Annotated in this window: 27 protein-coding genes; 18 read left to right on the top strand and 9 right to left on the bottom strand. The window is 44.9% G+C overall.

Annotated features, from left to right (window positions below; translation table 11 throughout):
- The first annotated feature begins 442 nt into the window (after positions 1–442).
- The 8 genes from E4665_RS07905 (at position 443) to E4665_RS07870 (ending at position 9,534) form a co-directional block, all read left to right on the top strand.
- Positions 443–3,103 carry a cation-translocating P-type ATPase gene (locus E4665_RS07905; RefSeq protein ID WP_135348254.1) on the top strand — a complete coding sequence of 887 codons (2,661 nt, stop codon included), beginning with the start codon at positions 443–445 and terminating at the stop codon, positions 3,101–3,103.
- Positions 3,104–3,272: 169 nt separating this feature from the next.
- On the top strand, positions 3,273–5,294 hold the full coding sequence (locus E4665_RS07900) for a PRD domain-containing protein (RefSeq protein WP_167815153.1): 2,022 nt from the start codon (positions 3,273–3,275) through the stop codon (positions 5,292–5,294).
- 106 nt (positions 5,295–5,400) lie between these two features.
- Positions 5,401–6,060: a class II aldolase/adducin family protein gene (locus E4665_RS07895; protein ID WP_135348252.1), complete on the top strand. Its 660-nt coding sequence runs from the start codon at positions 5,401–5,403 to the stop codon at positions 6,058–6,060.
- Positions 6,061–6,121: 61 nt separating this feature from the next.
- On the top strand, positions 6,122–6,631 hold the full coding sequence (locus E4665_RS07890; protein ID WP_135348251.1) for a PTS sugar transporter subunit IIA: 510 nt from the start codon (positions 6,122–6,124) through the stop codon (positions 6,629–6,631).
- 32 nt (positions 6,632–6,663) lie between these two features.
- Positions 6,664–6,963 (top strand): PTS sugar transporter subunit IIB, encoded by a 300-nt coding sequence (locus E4665_RS07885; protein WP_135348250.1) that lies wholly within the window; start codon positions 6,664–6,666, stop codon positions 6,961–6,963.
- A 78-nt stretch (positions 6,964–7,041) separates the two neighbouring features.
- A complete protein-coding gene (locus E4665_RS07880) occupies positions 7,042–8,418 on the top strand; it encodes a PTS galactitol transporter subunit IIC (protein ID WP_135348249.1) in 1,377 nt (458 codons plus the stop codon).
- Positions 8,415–8,639: a hypothetical protein gene (locus E4665_RS07875; RefSeq protein WP_135348248.1), complete on the top strand. Its 225-nt coding sequence runs from the start codon at positions 8,415–8,417 to the stop codon at positions 8,637–8,639. The genes E4665_RS07880 and E4665_RS07875 overlap by 4 nt, the downstream gene beginning before the upstream one ends.
- Positions 8,640–8,712: 73 nt before the next feature.
- The gene (locus E4665_RS07870; RefSeq protein WP_135348247.1) at positions 8,713–9,534 is read left to right on the top strand and encodes an aldo/keto reductase; all 822 of its coding nucleotides are present in this window, start codon (positions 8,713–8,715) and stop codon (positions 9,532–9,534) included.
- 159 nt (positions 9,535–9,693) lie between these two features.
- Here E4665_RS07870 and E4665_RS07865 read toward each other — a convergent pair whose 3' ends face one another.
- Positions 9,694–10,080: a RidA family protein gene (locus E4665_RS07865; protein WP_135348246.1), complete on the bottom strand. Its 387-nt coding sequence runs from the start codon at positions 10,078–10,080 to the stop codon at positions 9,694–9,696.
- A 149-nt stretch (positions 10,081–10,229) separates the two neighbouring features.
- Here E4665_RS07865 and E4665_RS07860 point away from each other — a divergent pair, with 149 nt between their 5' ends.
- From E4665_RS07860 to E4665_RS07840, 5 genes are all read left to right on the top strand, one after another.
- Entirely contained in the window at positions 10,230–10,448 is a 219-nt protein-coding gene (locus E4665_RS07860; protein WP_135348245.1) for a DUF1659 domain-containing protein, read from the top strand.
- Positions 10,449–10,493: 45 nt separating this feature from the next.
- On the top strand, positions 10,494–10,709 hold the full coding sequence (locus E4665_RS07855) for a DUF2922 domain-containing protein (protein WP_135348244.1): 216 nt from the start codon (positions 10,494–10,496) through the stop codon (positions 10,707–10,709).
- Between the two features lie 103 nt (positions 10,710–10,812).
- Positions 10,813–10,995: a YvrJ family protein gene (locus tag E4665_RS07850; RefSeq protein ID WP_135348243.1), complete on the top strand. Its 183-nt coding sequence runs from the start codon at positions 10,813–10,815 to the stop codon at positions 10,993–10,995.
- A gap of 134 nt (positions 10,996–11,129) precedes the next feature.
- A complete protein-coding gene (locus E4665_RS07845; RefSeq protein ID WP_241654741.1) occupies positions 11,130–12,074 on the top strand; it encodes a L,D-transpeptidase family protein in 945 nt (314 codons plus the stop codon).
- Between the two features lie 116 nt (positions 12,075–12,190).
- Positions 12,191–12,787, top strand: a complete 597-nt coding sequence (locus E4665_RS07840) for a hypothetical protein (protein ID WP_135348242.1) — start codon at positions 12,191–12,193, stop codon at positions 12,785–12,787.
- A 261-nt stretch (positions 12,788–13,048) separates the two neighbouring features.
- Here E4665_RS07840 and E4665_RS07835 read toward each other — a convergent pair whose 3' ends face one another.
- Positions 13,049–13,894 carry a MurR/RpiR family transcriptional regulator gene (locus tag E4665_RS07835; protein WP_135348241.1) on the bottom strand — a complete coding sequence of 282 codons (846 nt, stop codon included), beginning with the start codon at positions 13,892–13,894 and terminating at the stop codon, positions 13,049–13,051.
- Between the two features lie 4 nt (positions 13,895–13,898).
- Positions 13,899–14,891 carry a Gfo/Idh/MocA family protein gene (locus E4665_RS07830; protein WP_135348334.1) on the bottom strand — a complete coding sequence of 331 codons (993 nt, stop codon included), beginning with the start codon at positions 14,889–14,891 and terminating at the stop codon, positions 13,899–13,901.
- Positions 14,892–15,740: 849 nt separating this feature from the next.
- Here E4665_RS07830 and E4665_RS07825 point away from each other — a divergent pair.
- Positions 15,741–17,348 carry a lactate permease LctP family transporter gene (locus E4665_RS07825; RefSeq protein ID WP_135348240.1) on the top strand — a complete coding sequence of 536 codons (1,608 nt, stop codon included), beginning with the start codon at positions 15,741–15,743 and terminating at the stop codon, positions 17,346–17,348.
- 656 nt (positions 17,349–18,004) lie between these two features.
- On the opposite strand, the gene E4665_RS18880 is transcribed toward E4665_RS07825, so the two are convergent.
- Positions 18,005–18,142 (bottom strand): radical SAM family protein, encoded by a 138-nt coding sequence (locus E4665_RS18880; protein WP_167815152.1) that lies wholly within the window; start codon positions 18,140–18,142, stop codon positions 18,005–18,007.
- A gap of 159 nt (positions 18,143–18,301) precedes the next feature.
- Positions 18,302–19,096, bottom strand: coding sequence for a helix-turn-helix transcriptional regulator (locus E4665_RS07820; RefSeq protein ID WP_277752217.1), 795 nt, complete (start codon positions 19,094–19,096; stop codon positions 18,302–18,304).
- A gap of 136 nt (positions 19,097–19,232) precedes the next feature.
- On the opposite strand from E4665_RS07820, the gene gap reads away from it, so the two are divergent.
- On the top strand, positions 19,233–20,261 hold the full coding sequence (gene gap, locus E4665_RS07815) for a type I glyceraldehyde-3-phosphate dehydrogenase (RefSeq protein WP_135348239.1): 1,029 nt from the start codon (positions 19,233–19,235) through the stop codon (positions 20,259–20,261).
- Between the two features lie 417 nt (positions 20,262–20,678).
- On the opposite strand, the gene E4665_RS07810 is transcribed toward gap, so the two are convergent.
- Positions 20,679–22,100 carry an MFS transporter gene (locus E4665_RS07810; RefSeq protein WP_135348238.1) on the bottom strand — a complete coding sequence of 474 codons (1,422 nt, stop codon included), beginning with the start codon at positions 22,098–22,100 and terminating at the stop codon, positions 20,679–20,681.
- A 165-nt stretch (positions 22,101–22,265) separates the two neighbouring features.
- On the opposite strand from E4665_RS07810, the gene E4665_RS07805 reads away from it, so the two are divergent.
- A complete protein-coding gene (locus E4665_RS07805; RefSeq protein WP_135348237.1) occupies positions 22,266–22,877 on the top strand; it encodes a TetR/AcrR family transcriptional regulator in 612 nt (203 codons plus the stop codon).
- Between the two features lie 340 nt (positions 22,878–23,217).
- On the opposite strand, the gene E4665_RS07800 is transcribed toward E4665_RS07805, so the two are convergent.
- The gene (locus E4665_RS07800; protein WP_135348236.1) at positions 23,218–23,667 is read right to left on the bottom strand and encodes a hypothetical protein; all 450 of its coding nucleotides are present in this window, start codon (positions 23,665–23,667) and stop codon (positions 23,218–23,220) included.
- Between the two features lie 26 nt (positions 23,668–23,693).
- Here E4665_RS07800 and E4665_RS07795 point away from each other — a divergent pair, with 26 nt between their 5' ends.
- On the top strand, positions 23,694–24,098 hold the full coding sequence (locus E4665_RS07795; protein WP_135348235.1) for an SDR family NAD(P)-dependent oxidoreductase: 405 nt from the start codon (positions 23,694–23,696) through the stop codon (positions 24,096–24,098).
- Positions 24,099–24,156: 58 nt separating this feature from the next.
- Positions 24,157–25,191, top strand: a complete 1,035-nt coding sequence (locus tag E4665_RS07790) for a ketopantoate reductase family protein (RefSeq protein ID WP_135348234.1) — start codon at positions 24,157–24,159, stop codon at positions 25,189–25,191.
- A 740-nt stretch (positions 25,192–25,931) separates the two neighbouring features.
- On the opposite strand, the gene E4665_RS07785 is transcribed toward E4665_RS07790, so the two are convergent.
- Together E4665_RS07785 and E4665_RS07780 are read right to left on the bottom strand one after the other, a co-directional pair.
- A complete protein-coding gene (locus E4665_RS07785; protein WP_135348233.1) occupies positions 25,932–26,132 on the bottom strand; it encodes a hypothetical protein in 201 nt (66 codons plus the stop codon).
- Positions 26,133–26,150: 18 nt separating this feature from the next.
- Positions 26,151–26,795 (bottom strand): hypothetical protein, encoded by a 645-nt coding sequence (locus E4665_RS07780; RefSeq protein WP_135348232.1) that lies wholly within the window; start codon positions 26,793–26,795, stop codon positions 26,151–26,153.
- Positions 26,796–26,931: the final 136 nt, after the last annotated feature.

Genomic DNA, 26,931 nt, shown 5'->3' with positions numbered 1-26,931 from the left:
TAGCTATATTCTTCGTTTGAGTATAATGCATAGGAAACGGTATCATCTTTTTTGTTCATACATTGACGCTCCCTTCAAACAGATCGGTAAAAATCACTGCCTCGTCCACGTCTTTAAGATCTAAAAAAATTGATTAAGTGATTCATCAATATCCTGCTTATTCACATAAACATCGACAAAAGTACATTTTTGGTTCGCCGGTAAGAATGGTCAAGCTGCTCTTTACGCCATCCGTCAGACTACCGTGTGAAGCGACCAGTATCTTTTTCATCTGCTTCCCCTCCCTCGCAATCAGGCTGCCTCGGGGAACGGCCGGCTCTGCATTTACAACTGATAATAGAAAAACTAATGACAATAACTATCGGCTTTTCGGGTAAAGATAAGATGATAAGCAAGCCATAAAGCTGTGCTGTTTAATTGACCTGAGAATGAGGTGGCAGATATGTGGTTTTCCAAACCGGTTGACGAAGTCCTGGACGCATTCCATGTCGATCAGGCGCACGGCCTCTCTTCCGCGGATGCCAGGGAAAGAATGACAAAGTATGGGGAAAACAAACTGAAGGGCAAACCTGAAAAAAGTCTTGCGGCGCTGTTTTTCTCGCAGCTCAAAGATATGCTTATTTATGTACTTCTCGGCGCGGCGGTGATTACCTTAGTCATTGGTGACTATTCGGATGCCATCATTATCCTGATCGTTGTTTTGCTGAATGCCATAATCGGTGTTGTTCAGGAATTCAAGGCGGAAAAGGCGATCGAAGCCCTTCAGAAATTGTCTGTGCCCAGAGCGCTCGTCCGCCGGGATGGCGAGGTCAGGGAAATAGACTCGAGGGAGATTGTACCTGGCGATCTGGTTATTCTTGATGCCGGGCGGCTTATTCCTGCAGATCTGCGCCTGACCGAAAGTGCGAACCTGCAGGTCGAAGAATCCGCGCTGACTGGGGAGTCGGTGCCTTCTGAAAAAAAAGCGCGGGACATCTATGACGATCCGAAAACGCCGCTTGGTGATCAGTCAAACATGGCATTTATGTCTACTCTGGCAACTTACGGACGCGGCGAAGGTGTCGCTGTCGCAACCGGAATGAACACAGAAATCGGTAAGATTGCGCAGGTTCTTGATGCAGACGATGAGGATCTGACACCATTGCAGAAGAGGCTCGCTGCTCTGGGCAAAATGCTCGGTTACATCGCTATCGCCATTTGCGCAGTGATCTTTGTTGTGGCGCTGATCCAGAGAAGGGATCTTTTTGAAATGTTCCTGACCGCGATCAGTCTCGCGGTCGCCGCAATCCCGGAAGGACTTCCGGCTATTGTCGCCATCGTCCTGGCGCTGGGCGTGACACGTATGTCACGGATCCATGCGATTGTCAAACGGCTGCCAGCCGTTGAGACCCTCGGGTCCGTGACGATTATTTGCTCAGATAAAACGGGTACGCTGACCCGTAACAGGATGACGGTCGTCCATACCTATGTGTCCGGGAAATTCGCGGATGTTCCTGAAAAAGGGCAGGCCGAGTGCGACACGCAGGACATGAAAGAGCTGATCCGCACGTTCGTTCTTTGTTCTGATGCGACTTATGAGAGCGGTGAAGGAACAGGCGATCCAACTGAAGTGGCGCTGGTTGTTCTCGGTGAAAAATATCGTATCCAGAAGAAAAAATTAGCAACCATCAATGAGCGGGTTGCCGAAAAACCATTTGACTCCGACCGGAAACTGATGTCGACCTTGAACAAGGAGAACGGCGGCTTCCGCGTGCACACCAAAGGGGCTATCGACTCTATTATGAAGATCGCCGATTCTGTGCGCATCGAGGGCAAGGTGGTGCCGCTGACCGAAGAAATCAAGGCTGATATTCTGAGGGCGGCTGAAACTATGTCCGATCAGGCACTTCGTGTGCTTGGCGCGGCATACAAGGAGACGGAGCAGATCCTTCAGCCGGATGAAATGGAGAAGGGGCTAACCGTACTCGGACTTGTGGGGATGATGGATCCACCGAGAACCGAAGTGAAAAATGCAATCCAAAAAGCGAAAAATGCAGGAATTACCTGTGTGATGATTACAGGAGATCACCAGCGCACAGCGGCCGCCATTGCCGGGGAACTCGGCATTGCCTCGTCCCCGGAACAAGCGATTTCCGGAAGTGAAATGGACGCAGTTGCGGACGAAGCGTTTAACGAAAAAGTTAACCACTACCGCGTCTTCGCGCGTGTTTCCCCAGAGCATAAAGTTAAAATTGTCCGGGCTTTTCAGTCAAACGGCAATATCGTGTCAATGACTGGTGACGGAGTGAACGACGCGCCTTCGCTGAAGCGGGCGGATATTGGTGTAGCCATGGGCATTACCGGAACCGACGTGTCCAAAGGGGCCAGTGACATGATCCTGACCGACGATAATTTTACAACGATTGTCGCGGCCATTGAGGAAGGGCGGAACATTTACGCTAATATAAGGAAAACGGTGGTTTTTCTGCTGTCGTGCAACCTCGGCGAAATTGTCGCGATTTTTGCCTCGGTGCTCTTTTTCTGGCCGGTACCTCTGATGCCGACGCAGATTCTCTGGATTAATCTGATCACCGACACACTGCCGGCACTTGCGCTCGGGGTGGACCCGGGAGATCCTGAGATCATGAGGAGACCCCCGAGAAGTGCGGACGAAGGTTTCTTCGCGGGCGGCGTGGCGTTCCGGGCAATTCTGGGAGGGACGCTGATCGGTGTACTGACACTGTGCGCTTTTTATTTCGGCCTGAATGAGCACGGTTACGGCCTGTGGTCGAAAAATATTCCTGAAAACACATTAACCTATGCGGAAACAATGGCCTTCGTCGTTCTTGCTGTCTCCCAACTTTTCTATTCTCTGGCGATGCGCCATTCGCTTCAGTCTATTTTCCGGATCGGGCTCTTTTCTAACCGATATTTAGCCGGAGCAATCGCACTTGGCATGCTCTTGCAGTATGCCGTCATTTCAATTCCGGTTTTGTCCGGCGCATTCCACGTTCAGATGCTGACGATGAGCGACTGGCTCGTCGTTATTGGGCTTTCACTCGTCCCTTTGGCGGTCAGTGAATGCGTCAAAGCTGTCATGCGAATGGCATTTGAAAAGCGGTAGTTTTGAGCCGTTTGGTCCCCACCTCTCCTACCGGCTAATTCCACCGGGCAGCTTACCCGGAACATTCATGTTACCTTTCGTCACAATCGTAATGAAAGCGCTTTTATATACTGTGATGAAGTATGGAACAAAACACTATATACTTCAAATTGTAGGGAGGTTGAGAATCATGGGTCTGGAAGAACGGGAATTAATCAAGCATATTTTGACACAAACGGATCCGAGTCTGCCGGAGATCGAAAATAATTTATCAACGAGCAGGGAAGAAGTCATTCATGCGATTCATTCCATTAATACGATTCTTCCCCATGAATCAATCGACGTGGTCAACGGCGAACTGAGCATTTCGGATCAATGCGCGGATGAGCTGTACGGACTGCTGATTGGCGATGAGCATGTCAGCGCCTCGGACCGCAATGTCACGCTCAGAAAGTGTCTCATTGAAACAGAACTTATGACACATCAGAGCGGCAGCTCGCTGCAGACACTTTCCGAACAATTTTACGTCAGCAAAAATACGATGTTCGCGGATATCAAACAGTTAAAAGAAGAGTTAAAAAACCTGCAGCTGAACGTGACGTATTCCCGGAAGAAGGGTTACCGGATCGAGGGTCAGGAATATCTGCTCAGAAACCAGCTTGTTCATATAACTAGGAACCTGCTCAAAACCGTCTATGGCAAATCCTGTCTCACTCGATTAAATTTTTTAAACAAGGAAGATGTCGCCCTGTTGAAAGGCAAGTTGGCCGTCATTGAGGAAAAAACGCAAATTCGGCTGACAGACGAACAGGTTGGGGAATTGCCCTATGTCCTTGCCGTCCTGATGGAGCGCATCCGTAACTATCCGGAAACCTGGAGCTTCAAAGTTGAAAAATATGACATCAGAAACACTCTGGAATTCCCAGTCATTAAAGACCAGCTCAGCGATTTTCCTTTTTTAAAGGAAACGGATATTCTCTATTTCTCATTGCACATCCTGTCATCAAACCGGATCGAATCCGCCATGGATTTTTCCAACAGCGAGGAGATCCGGTCGGCAGTGAACCAGTTCGTCGAGTCTTTAAAACAGAAGCTCGCGGTTAAATTCATTAAGGAAACGAACTTTAAAGAAAAAATTCTGCTGCATATCCAGCCGGCCATTTTCAGAAATATTCTTGGGTTCCGGGTCAATAACCCGCTAACGGGCCGGTTTATGAATGAGCACTATGATGTGTTCATGACGGTGGCTGACGCGGCTGAACCCTTTGAGCAAATCATCGGGCATGCCCTGTCGGATGAAGAGATTGCCTATCTGTCCATGATTGTTCTTGGCTGGCTCTATCAGTCAGAGGAAGAGAGGGGCTCGACTTATTTCAAAGCGATTGTTCTCTGTCCGAACGGGACGTCTGTTTCCCAGCTGCTCTTGGAAAACTTGAAGGATATGTTCCCGCAGATCGAGTTTGTCGGCGCCTATTCCTTCAGGCAGTTTGAGGGCATGGACCTCGCCCTTGATTTTATCTTTACAACCATACCGATCAAAAGCCAGACAACAACCATTATTGTTCCGCCGTTTCTGGAACCGGAAAGCAGAAGGCAGTTGAGGGCAACGGTTGCAAAACTATTGAAAAAAGATTCCGGTAAGCAGGCGAAAAGCGTTGTCAACGCGATCAGAAGCTTGATTCCTGACGACAAAATTTCTTTAGTGGAAAGTGCCCTGAAATCTTTTTTTGAAGACAAAAAAGAACCCATTGCGCAAAACGATTCACCCGGGAAAATGAAGTTTGGTGAAAAAAATATATCTTTTATTGATGGGGTTGCATCCTGGAAGGATTGCGTGGAGGTCACATTTGATCCAATTTTGAGAAGGGGCAATTGCGAGAATGATTATGTCCACGCATGTAAGAAAGTGTTCTATGAGCATTACAAAAATATGCTGATTGGTCCCAACATCTATTTACCTCATACTGAATCTATGAATCCATCCGAGCACGCGGATGTCCAGATTGCTATTTTCAGAAGGCCTGTCGTGAATCCGGAAGGCGTGCCGTTTCAGATTATGGTCGGACTTGTCCCTTCCAGGTCGAACGTTCACGTGCCGCTGCTGCTGCGGTTGAATGATTTCTTTTTAAAAAGTGAATCAATACCTAAAATCATCCATGCAGGATCTGCAAAAGAAGTGCTGGATCTCTTTGAAAGGAGGCGTGGTCAATGAATCTGATCCGACTGCTTCGAAACGGTACGGGGTTCACCTAACACTCCGGCCGTAAAATGGGAGTTGCCGTTACTGATGAAGGGATATAAAAAAAGGAGCGATTCGTATGCTGGAACATTTAAAAAAAGATGTTTGCGAGATTTCAAAAAAGGCGCAGCGTGAAGGATTATGCAAGCACAAGTCCGGTAATTTCAGTGCGAGAGACCCGGAAACCGGATTATTTGTCTTCACACCATCCGGAGTGGACCGCGATCTGCTCACACCACGGGATCTTGTCGTTGTCGACAAAGACGTCCATGTTGTTGAGAATCTGTCAAACCTGAAACCGACCAGTGAACTGTTGATGCATCTCAGAGTGTACGAAGAGCGTCCGGATGTAAATGCGGTGGCGCACACCCACTCGCTCTATGCGACATCTTTTGCCGTCCTCAGCAAAACAATCCCCGCCATTGTCTATGAGCTGCAGGCACTCGGTGCAAAGAGGGGCTATGTTCCGGTTGCCCCCTACGGCCGCCCGGGAACCTATCAGCTGGCCGATCATGTAGCCGAGACGATGAGGGATTCCGATGTAGCCCTGATGGAGAAGCACGGAACCATCGGAGCGGGAAAGGACATCTATGACGCCTATCTTAAAGTCAATTATCTCGAAGAGCTGGCCCAGATGTATTACAATGTTCTGACGGTCAGAGGTGGGCAGGAGCCAGAAGTTTTGCCAAAATCGGAAATCGCGGAATGGGCTTATCCGAAAGAAGTTATTTTTTCATAAGTTTCTTGAAAACGATTACAAAAAAAGAAATAGTGAAATGCATAATGAGGGGGGATAAAAAATGGCAAACGAAGATGTACAGGAATTTGACGTGTTTTTTAAGCCGGATTTAGTATTCCGGGATGTGGAGTACCCTGATACGTCCGTCTTTTTCAGGAAAATCGCTGATGTTTTGGAGGAAAAAGGATACGTGCAGCCGACATTTTATCAGGCAATCACAAAACGGGAAGAGAATTACCCGACAGGCCTTCAGACCGCTTCCGTCGGAGTAGCTATTCCACACGCGGATCCGGTGAATTTGAAGAAGCCGTTTATTTCCGTGATCCGTCCGAAAAATCCGATTGAATTTTCTCCGATGGGCGGCTCTCAGGATGACCCAAAAGTCAAAGCTGAATTGATCTTTGTTCTGGGCGTTACACGGGACGGTCTTCAGGTCAAAGTGCTTCAGAAGCTCATGGCCATGCTGTCGGATGAGAGCCTGACCGATGCTTTGATTCGTGCCGGAAGCGACCGGGAGACATTGAAGATTATTGAAACTTTTTTTACGGGTAAAAAAGCGACGGTCGGCTAATAAAAAACTAAAAATAGAAGGGAAGTATTATCATGGCAAAAATTATTGTGGCGTGCGGCTCGGGAGTAGCAACCTCTCAGACGGTGGCATCGAAGATTAACAAATTACTCAGTGAAAAGAAGATTAAATCCACGGTCGAGGCCGTCGATATTAAGTCACTGGATAAGTTCATCAAGGGTGCGGATGTTTACGTGTCCATCGTAAGAACGAATAAAAGTTTCCAAATCCCTGTGATCAACGGTATCGCATTCCTGACAGGGATGGGGCAGGATAAAGAATTTGAAAAATTAGTGAATGCAATCAAAGAGGCTGACGCTCATAAAGCCGGATAATGGGTGAACTCGCGTCTACGGGATTCAACCTATTAGGATATAGCTGTTCATGTCAGCAAAAAAACGGAGGGGAAAACGATGCAAATTTTAAGAGAAATCGTTAATTATGTGCTCAATCTTGGCGCGCCCGTTTTCGTTCCACTGATTATGCTCGTTGTCGGATTGATCGCACGGATGAAATTTAAGGACGCATTCTCTGCGGCTCTGACATTGGGAATCGCTTTTACAGGAATGACGCTGGTCATTAACTTCATGACCGGAGCGATCAGCCCAGCCGCGCAAGCACTTTCTCAACGCACAGGTATTACTCTGACGGCAGTCGATGGCGGCTGGCCGGGCATGGCGGCCATTTCGTGGGCGTGGCCCTATGCGTTCTTACTTTTCCCATTGCAAATTGCCATTAATATTGTCATGCTGATTTTCAACTGGACGAAAACGCTCAATGTGGATATGTGGAACGTCTGGTCCAAAATTTTCACAGCAGTAATGGTCGCTTACATCTCGAATAACCTGATCCTTGGTTTTGTCGCCGCGGCGATTCAGATTGTTCTTGAACTCAAGGCCGGCGATATCTGGGGGCCGCGCGTTGAAAAACTGACCGGTATTCCTGGTGTTACCGTTCCGCACCATATCACGCTGTTGGCCAATATTCTGCATCCTTTTGAAATAATCATGAATAAGACACCATTCCTGAGCAAAAAAATTGATTCGGACTATCTAAAAGACAAAATCGGCATCTTCGGTGAAAATGAAGTTATGGGCGCAATCATCGGCCTCCTGCTGGGCTTCGCCGCCGGGTACAGTATCACCAATTCATTGACGCTGGCTGTAAAAGCTGCCGCGGCGCTGGTATTGTTCCCGATGATTTCGAAACTATTCTCACAGGCTCTGTCTCCGATTTCGGAAGGCGTCTCGGAATTTATGAGAAATAAGTTCAAGGATAAAGAAGTCTACATCGGGCTTGACTGGCCGATTCTCGCGGGACGCAGTGAACTGTGGGTCGCTGTCATCATTACCATTCCGGTTCTCCTGATCTTCTCGATTATTCTGCCGGGCAACGCCGTTCTACCGTTCGCCGGGATTATCAACCTGTCGTTTGTCGTCGCGGCTCTCCTTCTGACGAACGCCAATATTATTCATATGATTATCATGGGACTGATTACATCACCGCTGTTCCTTTATGCAGCAACCTATTTCGCCCCATATATTACACGGCTGGGACGTTCAGTCGGGACGGTTTCGATCCCTCATGGGATGATGCTGAGCTGGAGCACATTTGAGTCCCCTGATATGCGCTTCCTTATGGCTCAATCGGCAAATTTGAATATCTGGGCTATTCTGGGACTGCTCGGCTGGTTTGCGATGTTCTACTGGCTGTACAAGGATATTGACCGGCAGAACAAAGAAGAAGCGGCTTCAGAACTGGAACCTGCTGAGGAAAGTGATGCGTCATGACTCGAAAATTATTCTGGATGATGATGCTAATCATTGCAACGTCACTTTTTATTGTCACTCTTTTCTCGAATAATATGAGCCTGCTTCTGGTCAGCCTGGTTTTGGCTCTGGTCGTGCGGATCGGTGGCAACAAAGTTCTATTCCAAGATTTTTATAAGAAGAGACTGGAAAAGGTCAAACGCCTGAGAGGACTTTCGGTTAATAAGGAAGCTGATAAATGATCTTTTTCAGTGAATTGATTCTCAGCATTTAAGACAGCAGATGCTTCAGTCTGCAGAGAGAAGGATTGAAGGAATGATACATTCTCTTGACGATCAAGTGAAACTGAATAACGGTATGGGGATGCCGGGATTCGGACTGGGTGTCTGGCACGTGCGCGGAGAAGATTGCGTCAACTCAGTGACCTGGGCACTTGAAACGGGCTATAGAATGATTGATACGGCGGAACATTATCAAAACGAGGATCTCGTCGGAGAAGCAGTCAGAAGGTCAGGCATTCCTCGGGAGCAGCTGTTCATTACCACAAAGCTGTGGAACGACGATCAGGGCTATGATCCGGCCCTTAAGGCCTTTGACAAGAGTCTGAAAAAGATTGGCCTGGATTATATAGATCTCTATCTGATCCACTGGCCGATTAAAGGGAAATATCTGGATTCCTGGAGGGCATTGGTCAGGCTCTATGAGGAAGGCAGAATCAGAGCGATCGGTGTCAGTAATTTTCATCGGCATCATTTAGAAGCGCTTACTAATGTTTCGGACGTTGTCCCTGCTGTAAACCAGATTGAGCTTCATCCACTGCTGTCGCAGGTACCGCTCAGGGAATACTGCGCGTCACGGAACATTCTGGTCGAAGGCTATTCACCACTCGGGACGGGAACGGAGCTGGATCACCCCGTAATTCGGGCGATCGCCGGGCAGCATCATAAGACTGCCGCTCAGGTGATCCTGAGATGGAGTATCCAGAACGGCGTTGTGACCATCCCGCGGTCGACTAAAAAGGAGCATGTTTTCAGTAACGCTGATCTCTTTGATTTTAGCCTGACTGAGGAAGACATGGTGAGGATCGATGGCCTGAATGAAAACAAGCGGAATAACACTGATCCGGATACCGTTTAAAAAAAGGCTAAGATTAAATTCAGTATTGTTTTAGCCCTTTCGTTGATTGGAGCGAAAAACAACAGGCAAGTTTAACAAAGCCAAAAAAAGAAGCAGTAAAAGCCCAGCAGATCAAATTTCTGCTGGGTTTTTTGCCTGCTTTTTTTATGAAGCGGATGGTCACTGCTCCTGGACAGCCACGCAGGAGATTTCCAGTTTCGCCTGTTTTGGCAGCGCACAAACCTGAACCGCGGACCGGGCGGGGAGAACCCCTTCTTTAAAATATTCCGCATAGACAGCATTTACGGCCGCAAAATCTCCAATGTCGGTCAGAAAAACAGTCGCGCTGACGACATTGGAGAAGTCCAGCCCCGCCTCATGGAGGATGGCACCGATATTTTTAAAAATACGCCCTGCCTGCGCCTGAATATCACCTTCTACGATCTTGCCCGTTTCCGGATCGAGCGGAATCTGACCGGAAACAAAGAGGAGCCCTCCAGCGGCTACGGCCTGTGAATAGGGCCCGACTGCCTGCGGGGCGCTGGTGGACGCAATTTGTTTTTTCATTAAAAAGCACCTCCATCTGAACTCGTGATACGTTAATCCTTATTGTAGCACACACCAGGGGAGGCGTAATGAAAATATGTGAATACATGGATCTGTCTCACCAACCCGGGACGTCTGTCCCTACATATAGAGTGTAGGAGGTGATTATGATGGCAAACAGTACGATAACGGCATCCGCATTTGTCCTGACGTTCGACGGTGGACAGGATCAGAACGGCGATCCGATCGTTCTTACCAAAGCGTTCCGCAACATCAAGCCCGCCGCGTCCTATGACGCGCTTCTGGCCATTGCCGGGAAACTGGCTCCGCTGCAGCAGCATCCGCTGGCGGCGGTCGAACGCGACGACACGTCGGAAATCACTGCCTGATCCCAAGCATCGGCAGGAAAATAGCCTTGGAAAGGAGGATGAGCGATGAAGAGACTCAATCTTGTATTCCTGAATGAACAGGGAAAGAGCGTTACGCTCTCGGTCAACGATCCGGTTGAACCGGCTGATCCGGCAGCTGTCAAAAGCGCCATGGACGAGATTATTGCGCAGAACGTCTTTATTTCTGCGGGCGGGACGCTGACCCAGATCAAGTCGGCACGAATTTCTGAAAACAACACCACACCGATTCCCGTTGTCTGACTCGGCGGGAAATGAATGAACCGGAGCCGAAAAGGAAAAATCATCATTCCTCTTCGGCTCTATTTTTTTCACACAGTACATCAAAAGAAAGGAGGCTGATCGGATGGACGTATGGCTTCCAATTGTCAGGGATGTCGGATTCCCAGCAGTCGTCACCTTTTTTCTTCTCTACAGAATTGAAGGAAAACTGGATGAACTGATTCAGTCGGTCCGGACATTGCCTGCAGGACAGGCGGCAGAACGGCCGGAAGACCGCTCATTTCCGAAAATGACGAAGCAGGGATAACTGATGGAGCGCTTGGCGGAACTCGCCAAGCGCTTTTTCAATTGAATCTTGATCAGCTATTCTAGTGATGGATCCGGCGTGGTAAAATGATTCTATCATCCGAGTATCTGTAGAAAACGAAGTGAATCGTAAAATTGAAAAAGATCATAATCATTGTTATAAGCTTAGTTTTTATTCTGACCGCCGGTATCCTCGCAGCCCATCTCCTGATGAAAAAAGAGACGAAAACGGTTCAGAAAACGGTGCACACAGAATCTGTTGCGCGGTTTGCGGATCCGGCGATCCTGCCGGATTCTATGGAGCGGCATCTCGAATCGGTCACGGCAAAATTTGAAGGTGTAAAGAAAACAGCAGCGCCTGTTACCGCTGCGAAAACAAAAATAAGCCGGAAAGTGGTCCGAAAACCTGCCGCGACAGTGAAAGACGTTAAAAAAAGTGACACTTCGGCAAACGGCAATAAAGGTCCAGCTGCCGCGCCCGCCGCTGTGACCATTAAATCGGAGCCAGTGGTTGCACGGACCAGACTTTCTTCCCGGACGCAGCAGATTGTTACGGTTGTGGCGTCTGGAAGCAGCGCACATGTTGAATTTTGGGAAAAGAGCGGCACAACGTGGATTCGGCAGCTTTCCGCAAACGGCCATGTTGGCTCCGCGGGTGTAGGCGCGACCCGGGAAGGGATGAGCAAGACGCCATACGGGGCTTACACGCTTGGTTTTGCGTTCGGAACAGAAAATCCAGGTACTTCGCTACCCTTCAGACAAATCACATCACAGTCCTGGTGGGTGGAAGACAGCAAGAATCCAAACTATAACAGCTGGCAGGAGGGTGCGCATTTTAATGATCCAAGCGAGCACTTGGCAGATTATCCCGTTCAGTACCACTATGCGGTGGTCATCAATTATAATACGGCACGGACACCTTATGCTGGTTCGGGCTTTTTCCTCCATTGTGATAATGGCAGGCCGACTGCCGGCTGTGTCTCCATTCCCACCGCTCAAATGCGTCAGCTGATGCAGATGCTTCGTCCCGGTGCGTATATCGTGAATGTTAACAGCACCAATGAAATCAGCAACTTCTGATTTTTTCCGAAAATCCTGATCATTTGAATGTTCAGCGGAAAGATGACGAAATCTTTTGTAGCAAGAAATAAAGCACGGCTAAAGTTGAATTGCAAAAGGGTGGAGGTAGGTGTTACATGGGATGGTTAGGTGAGGACAACAAGAAAAAAAGATTTGTAACGTTCATAATTATTGTTGCATTACTCGCATTGGGGTATGGAACTTATACAATCGTTACTGGTTTATATCACAAGACAGCAAAGTCATCAACATATCCGTTAAACAAGGATGATTCAAAGGCTTTAAGCCATGTTGAAAGCACTCTTAGTACGGCTAAGAAGACTTTGAGTGATCAAGAGATTTCATGGTTTGATGATGAAAAAATATACCTGATTAACACAAGTTCAGATTTAAAGGTTGTTGATGAAGATTGGTTAAGCATGAATAAGGATTCTAGTATTAAACAAGCATTCTATGACAACATCAATTATCTGAACAAGGATAGTGATAAGTTGTTAAGTCACAAACCAATAGGGACTAAGTCAAAAGATTTCTATAATAAGGTAAAACCATTTGTCACAGACTATAAAACGGCGATGTTCTATATTGAAGAAGGAACTAAGAAAGCTGACAAAAATGAGATACTTAAAGGCGTAGATTATATTAGGAAGGGTAATTCAGCACTTATTAAGTATAAGACGGATGTTGACAAGGTGATTAACGGGGAGTTTTAAATGCAGGGTATTCAAGCATGCGAACCGTTAAGGAATTACCGTCTTCTACACAAAAAAATTGAGCTAAGTATTAGCAGTTTTTGGAGACAGAGATGTCGACATCCTTCAAAAAACTGCTTATCTTTACAACAAAAAAGCGGCTGAACCCAAAGATTCAGCCGCTTTTCCATAGTTACCTATCTATTTTGCAATCAACGGAGTGAGCGGACAAAACGAGCTAAAATTCCATAGTATAATTAAGAAATTGTTAACTTTTAATTCTCAAATCTTTTTTGATGCGATTAATAGTTCATGCTTCTGAATTTTCTTCTTCAGTTGAGGATTATCTGCGAGCATCAACATAAAAATCGCTTCAATAGCCGTGACTGCGGATACTCTGGAGAAAAAATATTCCGACATAAATATAGTCCCTCTGCTTGCTGTTACCACATTGAAGTCAGACAGCGTAGCGATCGGTGAACTATGATTATTAGTAAGAGCTATGATCGTTACATTATTCTTTTTGGCAACTTCGATTAATTGAATGAGCTGCCGGGATTCTCCTGAGTTAGATATGACGATAACCAGGTCTGAATCAGTTAAGTTTAAAGTCTGCCCCATAGCCACTTCCCAAGAAGTGGCGGTAAACGCTAACCGCCCAATCTGATTAAACTTAAAACAAGCATCAAGTGCTACTGGAAAAGTATTGCCTTCAGCCATAATTTGAATGAGCCGGGCATCTTTAATCACCTGAATGATTTTCTCCATCATTGCTTTGTCAAAGCCCTCTAGGGTTGCCTGAATCTCATCTTTTTTATCATTCATTAATTTGTCTAATGTTTTATCTTCACTATCCAAGGAAACGTTATTTTGAGAGTCAGTGTTAATGAACGAACTTTGCGCTAGTAAGACTTTTAAATGATGAAAACCATTCAGGCCGGCCCTTTTACAAAAACGTGATACGGACGCTTCGCTAATGTTACTTCGATTTGCCAGTTGTGAAATCGTTGCATTAATCACAAAGTCAGGGTCGTTGATGATTAAATCAACTATTTTCTTCTCGGATTTAGAATATTTTCCTATATTTGAATAGATTCCATTGACAAATTCTTTAATATTAGATTCCATACGATTAACGGTCCACACGATCAAAGGGGTACTTCATTCCCCATTGGTTCCGCACATTTGTTAAGATGTCCATGATGTCAACGGACAAAGCAAATTCACCGTCATCATGACACTGTTCAATATATCTTTGCATATCCTGAACTTCGTATTGCAGGGCAAGGGATTCGTCTCCCGCAGTAATCGTTTCATGCGTTTCGGTATGTGCGTCTTCTGTATAGGTTATCGCAGCTTTTGTGGCCCGCGGATAATTAGCTATTTCAATATAGCCCTTGGTGCCCGAGATAACCCCGCGTTTGGGCTGTTTCGCACGCATGGATAAAGCCATAACGGCCAGTTGATCATCCAGATTTTTTAAGATAATTCCTGATTGTTCATCCACACCCGTTTCAAAATATTTAACGGTTGTCAAAACATTGACGGGCTGTGTTTTCAAAAACGAACGCGCAAAGGCTGTGGCATAACCGCCAATGTCCAGTAATGCGCCACCAGCCAAATTCTTATTAAAAAAGCGATTTTTGACATCGTAATCTTTTAGACTGCCGAAATTAACTTGTACCAGATTAATTTCGCCAAGCTTTCCGGAATTGACAATCTGTTTCACTTTTTTGTAGAGCGGCATGTGCAATAGCGTTAAGCCTTCGGTCACAATCAATCCTTTTTTATCAGCCAATTGCTTAACATTATTTAATTGTTGAGAATTCACCGTGATCGCCTTCTCAGCAAAAACATGCTTGTCAGCCTGCAGGGCCTTTATAATATAGTCATAGTGAAAATTATGCGGGGTTGCAATATAGACGATATCAACATCGGGATCTTTAAGTAAATCATCAGGATTAGAGAAAGTCCGCTGAATATTTTTTTCCTTACTGAATGCTTGTAAAGCCGCTTCATTCACATCGGCCACGGCATAAATTTCTCCATTAACACTATTTAATGCATCCGCCATTTCGTGTGCAATCCATCCGGTACCAATCATGCCCCAATTATACTTTTTCATTTTTTTCATCCTCTCAATAATTGATATTTTTTCCGAGTCTGCCCAAACATTTTAGATGCTCAACCCTTGACGAATGAATGATCGGGGACCTTACCTCCTTGTTATCACAAAAATGAAATTAATTTTAATATTTATTTTATCTTTGAAACTAATTTTAATATAATGATTCAATCCATTTTTGTCAATGGCTTTGTTACACTTGTCTGTTGTTTTTCGCTCAAGGCGCTCGCTGATCCCGCAGGAGTCTCGCGTCTTCCGCTCCAATCAACGGAGGGGCAAAAACAATTTTAAATTTAAACTTAGCTTTGTCAATAGAAATAAACCAGCAAAAAAACATACCCGTTGTTCTTTACAGAGGTATGACGTCAGTCCCATTTCATTTGCGCTCCAGAGCCGGAACCGGAAATACTTCGCTGACTGTTCTGAACAAAGGTGCTGAAATCCACGTTAACTAAAATCCGGAAACCACTCACTAAAAAGTGACAGCGGTAGGACAGACGATGTATGCGAAGGCAGGTTAATATCCGCATTTTCAATAGGCCGATTTTGTAGATACGGCTTTATCAGAAGATCGACATTGGGCAGTTGATCGTTTTTAACGTGCAAAATACAAGAGACACTTCTTTTTTTTAGCTTTATTGGTTCGGACACAAAATCTTACTATTTGATGAACTTTTGTATCTTAATAAACAATGAAAGCGCTGTTAAAATAAGAATTAAGAACAGAATAAATTAAAGGAGAGAACGACTCTGTTTCGTTAAGAGGATCCCACTTTGATGCTGTAAATACGCTAGGATCATTTGTTTACAATTAATGTGAATTAACTCACAAAGAAGAGGTGCCAGCACATGACATGGACACAGGTTTACAATCCGGCCGATAACATCTGGCTATCTGCCGTCTTTGCGGCTCTTCCCGTCATTTTCTTTTTCTTATCGCTGACTCTGTTTAAAATCAAAGGCCATCTTGCTGCTTTTTACACGCTTCTTCTATCTGTTGCCATTGCTTTGTTGTTCTATCATATGCCGGTAAAAATGGCAGTCGGGGCTGCCGGTTTCGGAGCCGCCTATGCCATCTGGCCGATCGCATATATTGTCATTGGCGCTGTGTTTCTGTATAAGATCACAGTTAAAAGCGGCCAGTTTGAGGTCATCCGGCAGTCCATTGTCTCATTGACCGATGATCCGAGGGTTCAGATGCTTCTTGTCGGTTTTATTTTCAATTCTTTCCTGGAAGGTGCTGCCGGCTTCGGAGCGCCAATCGCGATTACTGCAGCCCTTCTTGTCGGGCTGGGTTTCGATCCGATCAAAGCCGCAGGTCTGTGCCTGATCGCTAATGTGGCTCCAGGTTCGTTCGGAGCCATTGGCATTCCGATCGTCGTCGCCGGGCAAGTCTCCGGCCTGGCACCAGATGTCATCTCTGCCCATCTTGCGACGTTCATGCCTTTCGTTTCGTTTATGATCCCGTTCCTGCTCATCTCGATCATGAGCGGTCTTAAAGGGATAAAAGAAGTGTGGAGACCAACACTGGTCACCGCCATCGCCTATTCATTCACTCAGTTTCTAACCATCCGTTTTATCGGCCCTGAGCTGCCTGACATTACTTCTGCCATTGTTTCATTAATTGTGCTGGCCTGCTATCTGAAGATGTCACAGAAAAAGCAGCAAGCTGCACATCATGCAAGCACGGGTAACTTGTCTTTTGGAAAAATAATTAAAGGATGGTCACCGTTTATCATTTTAACCGTATTTGTGATGATCTGGTGCTTGGATGCCTTCAAACAGCTGTTCGCGGCCGGAGGGATGCTTTCATGGACAACGGTTAGCGTCCCGTTTCCGTGGCTGAATAATTTTGTGGTCAAAGCGGCACCTCTTGTGACTCATCCGACGCCCTACGCTGCTGTTCTGAAACTGGATCTTATATCAGCAACGGGAACGGCGATTCTCCTGTCCTGCGTCGTTGCGGCGGTATCTCTGAAAGTCCATTTCCGCACCGGACTCGGGATTTTTGCCGAGACCCTGAAGGAACTGTATAAACCCATTCTGACTATTATGCTCGTTCTGTCCTTTGCCTTTGTGTCCAACTATTCTGGCCAGTCGTCTACAATGGGTATCGCCCTGGCACGTACTGCCCAGTATTTTCCAATGTTTTCGCCTGTGCTTGGATGGCTGGGGGTATTCCTGACCGGATCAGTGGTCTCCGCCAACGCTTTGTTCGGAGGACTTCAGGAAATCACGGCTAATCAGATCGGTGTTCTTCCGCTCGTCCTGATCGCGGCCAATGTCGGCGGTGGGACGATGGAAAAAATGCTATCACCGCAATCAATTGCCATCGCTGCGGGAGCCGTGGGCATCGCTGGCAAGGAAAGTTCACTGTTTCGTTTTACCATAAAATACAGTGTCGTTCTGCTTGTGATCATTTGCGCTGTGGCCTTTGTCCAGTCATTGATTTATTAATAGAGTTTGCCATCCTTAAACAGGCCGCGCTTGGGACTTCCTGTCGAATGTTGATAAAAATATCTTGGGACCAGCATGATGGGTATAACAGTATCGAATCAAATAATTTTTACGAATTCTTGTTAAATCGAACACTGAATTCTATTTTCTCCTAATGATTTCCGATAGGGATCTATCATTTTCCGACGGGGCAATCAGTGATATTTTTAGATAGTAAAGACGAACCGTGAAGACAAAGCTCAATCGACCGCGCGTCTGATTATCGCCGATGAGCCTTATAACCTGAATTTAGCCGTATGGGATGTCGATTTTAATTATGATGAACTAATGTATGTAATTTACAAGTTATTAGACTAAAACGGCAGTCAGTCGTCAACCGCTGGGAGAATATGCTTTCTCTGGATCAGTTGGCCAAGGCACCACGGCCTTCAGGTGGTGTAAGCAATGTCACCGGCGCTGCTACGGGTATGAGATTGATTAAGGCACTTATCAGAACATCGATTTAAATTAAACTCTTCAAAATCAAAGAGACAGTCTGGATGAGTAGGATAATCATCTAAGCTGTCTCTTTTGATAGGGTATTGTTATTACGTAGTAAAACACGTACTGCAAAATAAATAATAAATGAAAAGAAATTAGGTAGTCAGCTTTCAATTTTAACTGTTATTTTCTTTTTGTTGATACTGACCATATAATTGTCCGCAGGCTGCATCAATATAGATCCCAAATTGTTGCCTAATAGTAGTGTGAATTCCTGCTGACTTTAATTCACGATAAAATGCGTTTACATTCATTTCATCTGACCTTCTGTAATGTACTGGAGCATCAATGGTAGGATTATACCTTATAATATTAACATGATATAAATTTCCCGATTTAACCCTTCCTTTTGTAAAGTGAGAGGCAATCTTTAAATTTCAACGTATTTTTGGAGGTGATTGTTAAAATGACTTTCAGTGGAAAGCTCCGATAACTCTCAATTTGTTTTCAGTGGAATCATCGCCCGCATTTTGAAACACCACGTATTGCCCCGTATCGGGAATTTGGAGTGTGTTCTCTATCAGGTAGAGTTCACCAAATTCCACTGTATTTACTAGCAGACGCTGCTCGTGGAAGTCCGCCACGGCAAGTTCATCCCAGGCCTCACGAAAAATCGGATCGTTCTTAACCGATACGAAGACTTGATACAGAAACTTAGAGTCTGCATCACGACTATAAGTTTGCCTGAAAAGCGCTACTTGATGTCGCGCATAACTGGGCCAATCATTCAATGCTGTTCGGATAAATTTATCGTTAAAAGTACGCCAAACCACGTTTCGACACAAAAAATTTTCGCTCAACAAATCTCCATAAATTCGCGAATAGCTTTCGTTTGTTTGCAGAATTGTAAGATTCTTGTCCATCATAAAAGCTGGTGCTGGTATCTGTGCCTGAATTAGGCTAACAATCGATTCATTGACTTCTTTCTCCGTTGCTGTTGGTGGTACTTGATCCATCAGATGAAAAACGTAGTTTACTTCAGCTGTATTTAGTTTTAATGCATGGCAGATGTCCCGAAGAACCTCTGGGGACGCAATGACTCCCACACGTCCTTGCTCAATCCTTGTGTACCAATCGGTACTGACGTTTGCCATAGCTGCGACTTCATCACGTGTTAATCCTGATGTACGTCTCCGTTCAGTTTTCGATACATCATATTCAGCAATGTCTACATTGGTGCGCTTATATCTAAAGAAATGGCCTAACACTCTCTCGTTAATATTAATCACCCCAAACTAGGACCATTTGTCCTATGATAAATCCGCTCTGAATATACCAAATGCAACCCAGTATACTATAACCGTTCAGAGGAACACCGATCGAAAATAATAAGGAGGTTTACTCATGACAGTGAAAATTGGTATCAATGGTTTTGGCCGTATTGGCCGCTTAGCTTTTCGGCGCATTCTGGAGCTTCAGCAACACTCTAACAGTATCGAAGTTGTTGCCATTAATGATCTCACCTCGCCGGAAATGCTGGCGCAATTGTTGCAATATGACTCAGCGCACGGCACATTAGATGCGCGCGTTGAAGCATCCGACAATGCAATTATCGTCAATGGTTCAACGTACCACGTGTACGCTGAACCAGACGCGACAAAGATTCCTTGGGTCAAGAACGACGGTGTGGATTTTGTTCTCGAATGTACCGGCTTCTACACATCACGACAAAAGGCACAAGCACACATCGATGCAGGTGTTAAAAAAGTTTTGATTTCAGCACCCGCGGGTAACGACGTAAAGACAATTGTTTACAACGTCAATGATAACATTCTGACCCCCGAAGATCGTATCGTTTCCGCTGGCTCCTGCACGACAAATTGTCTGGCACTGATGGCGGATCCCTTAGATAAGGAATTCGGTATTCTTGCAGGTACAATGACAACTGTACACGCATACACATCAACACAGATGATTCTTGATGGACCCGTGCGTGGTGGAAACCTGCGCGCAGCCCGCACAGCAGCTACTAACATTATTCCACATTCTTCAGGAGCGGCCAAAGCAATTGGTCTGGTACTCCCCAATCTTAACGGAAAATTACAAGGCCATGCACAACGCGTTCCGGTTACCGATGGCTCTCTGACGGAGTTGGTAACCATTCTGAAAACTAAGGACTTAACTGCTGATATCATCAATAAACAAATCAAACCACACACCGTTAACAACGAGAGCTTTGGTTGGAATGACGATCAGATTGTTTCGAGCGATGTTGTCAACACGACATACGGCTCAATTTTTGATCCAACTCAGACTTCGGTAGTTTCCTCTGGTAATATTCAAATTGTCAAGACTGTAGCCTGGTACGACAATGAGTACGGGTTTACCTGCCAGATGGTTCGAACCCTATTAAAATTTGCTCGCATGAATTAAGTAGTTAAATACACCTGTCTACTAATTATTGTCCTGAGATATCGTGAACCTCATGTTCAGTGGTGATCACAAATCTTAAAGACAGAATCTCTGTTGATGGTTAACAAGTGTCATACAATACCCAATCGCTCTAACCGAATCATTACTACTTCTCAAAAAAAGCTCAGAAGGTAATCACCATCTGAGCTTTTGTGTATAAAAAGGATGTCTTCATTGGCAACCTGGAACGTGTCAATCAAAGTCCGTCGTAAAGTATTGGTATCATCCAAGATCAATTAGCCGACCGCTTTGATATCACGCGAAGAAATCTGGTTCGCATCGAGACTGACAAAGGCAATCCTAGTGCCGGATTACAGATGCAGATTGACCAAGTTCTCATCTGATCCGGAACTGAACCAAATTGGGGTACGGTGCATATTATTGTTTACCTATGCGCGCTTTTGCCGGAATGCAGGCAACCATCGCCAATAGGGCGATGACCATCGCAACAAGAAATGTGATATGCAGGGCAAAAGTGAACGATTGGTTTTGGATCGCTTGAGCACTAAGCTGTTGTGCCGCTGCATTTTGTTTGCCCAAGGTTTGCAACGCGGTAAACAGGGATCCCGACGCGGTTATGCCCAGAATCATGCCAATGTTTTTCATGGTGGAAAGTGTGCCGGATGTTACGCCTCTGTCCGCGTCGGGAACGCTTCCTAGAACGGCACTATTGTTTGGCGTCTGGAACATACCATACCCAATCCCAATCAGAGCTACCACCAAGATCAGATAAGGCAGCCCAGTATTTTGTCCAAGAAAACTCATCAGCAATAAAGCAACGCCCATAATTCCCATGCCCGTGATACAAAGACCACGGCTGCCAATTCGGTCGGATATAGACCCGCTGACCGGAGCCGCCACCAAAAAGGCGAGAGGCATGGGCAAATATAAAAGGCCTGCCTGAACCGTGGAAAAGTGCCGGAAGGTTTCAAGATAGAACGGGAGAAGAAAGATAAAAATGTACATAGCTGTAAAGTTAAGCATCGCCGCGATTCCGTTGTAAACAAATATTCGGCTGCGGAACAAAGAGAAACGCAAAAGTGAGTTCGACTGTTTGCGTTCATAAAGCGCAAATAAAAACCAGAGGAGGACACCAGCAAACAACAATCCGATAAACAATCCAGCAGGCATATATGATTCTCCGATTGTATCGAGTGGGAATAAAATCAGCCACAGGGACAAAATGAACAAAACTCCGCCTTTCCAGTCAAAGAGTGTATTTGTGTGTGGTTCGTCTTTTTCAATATTCCGAACAGCTAAAATGATTGCAATCACGCCTACTGGAACATTGACAAAGAAGATGCTGTGCCAGCCCAATGTTGCAGTCAGTATACCACCAAGAAGTGGGCCGAGGCACAGGGCGAGAGAGATGGAGACAGCCGTCACGCTAAGCGCTTTACCTCGGTCTTTCTCATCGGCAGCATGAGTGGAAATTGCCGGTCCGGATGAAATGATCATGGCTCCGCCTACCGCCTGAATGGACACCCCAAGTAGCAACATGGCAATGTTAACAGATAGACCACAGATCAGCGAACCCACCGTAAATATCGACAGCCCTGTTACAAAAATACGTTTCCACCCGAAGGCATCCGCCAATTTTCCGCAGAGCAATAGCGTGCTGCTGATGGTAATGAGATATGCGGTGACCACCCATTCAGTCAACGTAAGCGAAATGTTAAAATCTTTTTGAATTACCGGTAGTGATACGTTTACGATGCTGTTGTCAATTTGGCCCATAAAGCTGCCCAATGCAACTGTAATCAAAATGTTTCGCAGCTTTGCACGTGGAGTACGGCTCAAGGTATCATTTCCTTTCCCAAGATGCAGTTATAAAAATTGAGTAATCTCTCGCATTTACAATAAGTCGTGAGCTTGTCATTGTCAACAAAAAGATGAGGAATTCCTCACTTTTTTGTTGACAGGCACTTTGCTGGTGGATACAATGACGGTAAAGGAAGTGACCACATGAGTGAAGTAAGACCCATCCGCAAACCTAGGCAGTCCAGAGGAGTTGCGTCCCGGGCAAAAATCGTTGATGCCGCCTTTGAATTGTTTCAGGAAAAGGGATATTATGGCACCAACACCGAGGAAATTGCAAAAGCTGCTGATGTTTCCATTGGATGCCTGTATTCATACTTCAAGGATCGGGACGATCTGTTCCGTGAGGTACTCAATCAGAGGCAGCAGATTTTCCTTCAACTGCTTCCTTCCGAACCGATCACGATAAAATCGAAAGAGGATATCCGCGAGTGGTTGACAAAGCAGATCAACCGAGTGGCCGAGTTTCAAAAAAGGTCGTGGCGCATCTATACGGACATCCGTTCTCTTTCTTTTTCTTCACCGGCAGTTTTACGTATTCTTACGGAACAGCGAAACCACCGTCTCCATATGGCAATGGAGTTTTTCAATACACATAAGCAGATCTTCAAAGTGGAAGATATAGAAGCGGCTGCAGTTCTGTTCTGTAATCTTATTTCTGTCACCACAGAGCAGATTGCATTTCGGGAAAACGATATATCGGAAGAGCGCATTGTGCAGGCAGTGATTGATGCTCTGATGGCGTATCTGTTTATCTGACTGCGTACCGAAAAGTGCCCAAGATCCTTGATACATCAAAGATCTTGGGCACTTTCGTGATTACCCCGTTTGCAGGATGAAAAATTGGCACGCCTCATCTTAATGATATTGAGCCGTTGTTATCGGCTAACCAGAGAGTTAAAAATAACAAAACCCGGTCACACAAAACAACCTGTTCTCATCGCTATCAGAAAGAGAACAGATCTTCCCCGTCCTCCATAATATTTCTATTTGTCGTCGACAGTCCATACACCAACTTAATAATAGATTCATACGCGTGTTAACGAAAATTCTCCCATTCCTCTGCAAATCTCGGAACACGCCAAGCATGATTCTTTCTTTAACCTAAGGCTTTCCGTAAAGCTGGCACAATATCTGTCAAACGCACAGTACCGTGTTCTGGTTCGTGAGCACGAAGATCGGCATAAAATTTGGAATCACGCTGTGCCGCACGCATTTGCATCATTTCTGAAGCCATCGTTTTCGACATTCCGATCTTTTCAAGACTAGTTTGCATGGCCTCATCCGTAATAGTGACCCAGTGAAGGTCAGGTAAGTTCAAGGCCACTCGAAGCTGTGCTACCAATTCCGTCCCAGTCAACCACTGACTAAGCACGTAACAAACTTGGTTTTGTGTCGGAACTACTTTAAATGCCTTCAGAACGGTCTGAGCTATATCACGAGGATCTGTCCACGCGCTTTGAATATCTTCAGAATAGTTGTTAATCAGTTTTATTTGGAACAGTATTAAAGAATAAAAATTTTTCGCACAACTAGACTGACTAGTCAATTAAAAACTGCGAGAGGGATGTTATTATGACCATTAAAAATGAAATCCATCAAAAAGGCGCTGTCTTAATCACAGGGGCTTCCGGAGGAATTGGTACACTTTGCGCCCGAAAACTCGCTGCACAAGGATTTCTTGTATTTGCCGGGATACGAAAAAAAGAAGATGATAGTTTATTACAAAAAAAATCGTTGAAGACGATTATTCCTGTTCTCCTCGATATCACCAATGAAACGTCAATTAAAGAGGCGGTAAGAGGTTCTTACACAGAGCAATGGCTGTGTCTGTTGAGAAAGGTGCTCAGACATCGATTTATGCTGCATCTTCGGGTGATTTGGGAAAGGTCACCGGTGCCTATCTTGAGAACTGCCGACGTGTACACTCGTCTGACGAATCCTATGATCAGGAAATGGCCAAAAGGGTTGGCACATTAGTGAAAAGTTGACCGGTCTAACAACAGAGAAGATCTAGCATAAATTAGGAGGTGCCGCAATGAAACAGATTCCAAAAATCGTGATCTTTGGCGCGGGCGCTATTGGGGGATCCATGGGGGCGTGGATCGCTAATCAATACGACAACATTTACTTCGTGGCGCGTGGCGAAAATGAGAAAATATTTCGAAAAGATGGGATCACTACTTATCAAGGAATTGATTCTAATAATAAAAAAAAGCAACCGATTAAAGTCATAGGCAACATCCAAGAAGCACGGGACGCTGATGTTATTGTTATCGGCGTGAAGAATTTTAGCCTTGACGCTGTGGCAAAAGAAATAAAGCGATCGGTGGGGGACAAACCTATTATAATCGGGATACAGAATGGATTAGAAAACCAAACGATCTTGCCCAAATATTTTTCCAAAGTCATTTATTGTGTTGTGGGTTATAACGCTTGGGTCGATCAGCCGGGTGTGATTGGGTACCAGAAGAAAGGCCCCTTAATCTTGGGAACGGAAAATAATAAGCTCGCCGAAGATATGAAGGCGATTTCGGATATTTTCAATCTTGGTCCCGAGACACAAATCACCGAACATTTTCAGGATGCCGCACATTCTAAACTAGTAATCAATCTAGCTAATTCGTTAACAACACTTGTTGGATTAAATGTTGTTGACATTCAGAGTTCCAAATTTCCTCGTTTCCAAAAGTTATTTAGTCGTCAACTATTAGAAGGAATAAGGATTATTCGAGCCGCAAATTTCAAAGAACATAAAATTGAAGGAGTTCCATCCTGGAGACAAATATGGCTGTTAGCAAATTTTCCAAGAATTATTACGAGTAAAATGTTTATCGCCAACACAAAAAGATTCAACATAAGTAGCATGGCACAAGACGTTATTCAAAGAAATAGTCAGGTTTCAGAATTAGAAAGTATTAATGGATACATTTTACAGATGGCAAAGAAATATGGCGTGAAAGCACCCGTTAATCAAACGATTTATCAACTTTGCAAAGAATCATTTTCAAAACCTGGTTTCAAGCCTATGGATATAGATGAAGTATGGGAAGAAGTAATAAAGTTAACCTGATGGGGACAAGACAGGGCTCTCTAGCAATCACCTCAGACCAATTTTTGGGCTTTGTTACCGAATCTTTAAGTCAGCCGTCAAGATCGGACAGATCCCGACCAATCCTGCTAAGGTGTTGAAGAAATTCAAAATTAGGCACGATGAGCCATGTACTCTCAATATTTGGGCCTCGGCCGATTTTTAAAAAGCAGGCAAAAAGGGAGAACAATCACCAACGGATCGCCCCTCAGCAGCCGGTTGAAAAAACGGATTGTGACACAGTCCGTGACATTCTTATAGAGAAAGAGCCCGAAAGCCTTGATACATCAAAGCTTTCGGGCTCTTATATGATTACCCCATCTGTTCTCTGATCAACGGAGTTAGCGGGCAGAACGCTGAGTTATCGGGAGTTTGGATGAGTTAGAGAAGCTCAAGCAGGGATAAAAAGGGTTTGGATGGTGACATTTTGAGAGATTTTTTTTGTCGACACAGTTTGAAGGGGGCGGCCCCACCCCTCCAAAGAACAGGCAGTTCTACCCAAGCTATCTCTTCATTCATAAAACCCTATTTACACAATAATAAGTCCTTAATTCAAGTTTTTAGAATAAATTCAGATTAAAACTGAAAAACTTCTAACAATGTATATTATCAGGAGATAGAGGCTAAATTATCGCTATTTCTGATTAAACAAAAAAAATACAGACCTGGGCATGATCACCGCAGATCCGTCTTTTTTTGTTCTTTTCACGCCCAAACAATGATCATTTAGGTGGTTTATTGTTTCGCTTAATGATTTTTAATATCGCTTCATTTGTATCTTTGTTTGCAATCAAAATGCACACTGCGGCAATGATTGACAAAAGAATTCCGCTCACTCGTTCATTATTGGTTGTAAAAATAACAATGGTACTCATAATGATTAAGAGGCCGATGGCTATTAAAAGCCTGTAAGATCGCTTCATGAGCATACCTCCAAGAACTTATTGAAATCTGACACTTGTGATGACTCCACCAAGTAACATGTTCTGATCAATAATTAATGCTCTTGCGACCTTAGGGGAGATGTAGTTATCCATTAGCCAAATGCAAACGACTCCTGCTAAAGCAGCACCTACACCCGTTTCAGCGGTCAAAAGTACAACTGCTAAACCTGTTGATAACGATAAAAGATTTTTGACAAGTGATTTTGAAAGCCAGAACCGTAGTCCCCACCAGTAATATTGAACCTTGGTAATTCCATTTGAACTACTAGCAAGAGCCGTAAATTTTCCAGTTGATTCGTTGACCGTTGTCAAAGCCTTTTCATTTGCATTAGTGTAAAGAGGAGCTGTGCTCTCACTAATATTCGCGTTAGATCTGCTCACCATATCTAAGACAGAGGTATAGTTTTGATTTCCAACGAGATTTAATAATCCTTGTTTATTGACAATAACATACTTATGACCTTGCAATGAAATAAATGGGTCAGCTTCTAGAATCAAAGCGCTATCGAGATTCCCTGTTGAAACACTCGGATTTGACTGAACAGGTTGATTCAAGTCAGGGGGAGGGGTTGCGGCATGTGCCTGCGGAATGCTACCAAAAGGTACTAAGATTGAAGCAGAGAATGTTAGCACTCCCACCATACTTATTAACCTGAATTATTCACGGCCAATCTATTTGATTAGCTAAAATGCTTACTTACTCAGTGTTGTAACGATTTTCTCATTTTCACTGATTGGGTGATTAAAATTAATGAAAAAGGAGCCACTCCTTTGTATG

It is taken from the genome of Sporolactobacillus shoreae, from assembly GCF_004684935.1.
Classification (GTDB): Bacteria; Bacillota; Bacilli; order Bacillales; family Sporolactobacillaceae; genus Sporolactobacillus; species Sporolactobacillus shoreae.
The sequence above is the reverse complement of the archived record's forward strand: the minus strand, read 5'-3'. Positions and strand labels throughout refer to the sequence as shown.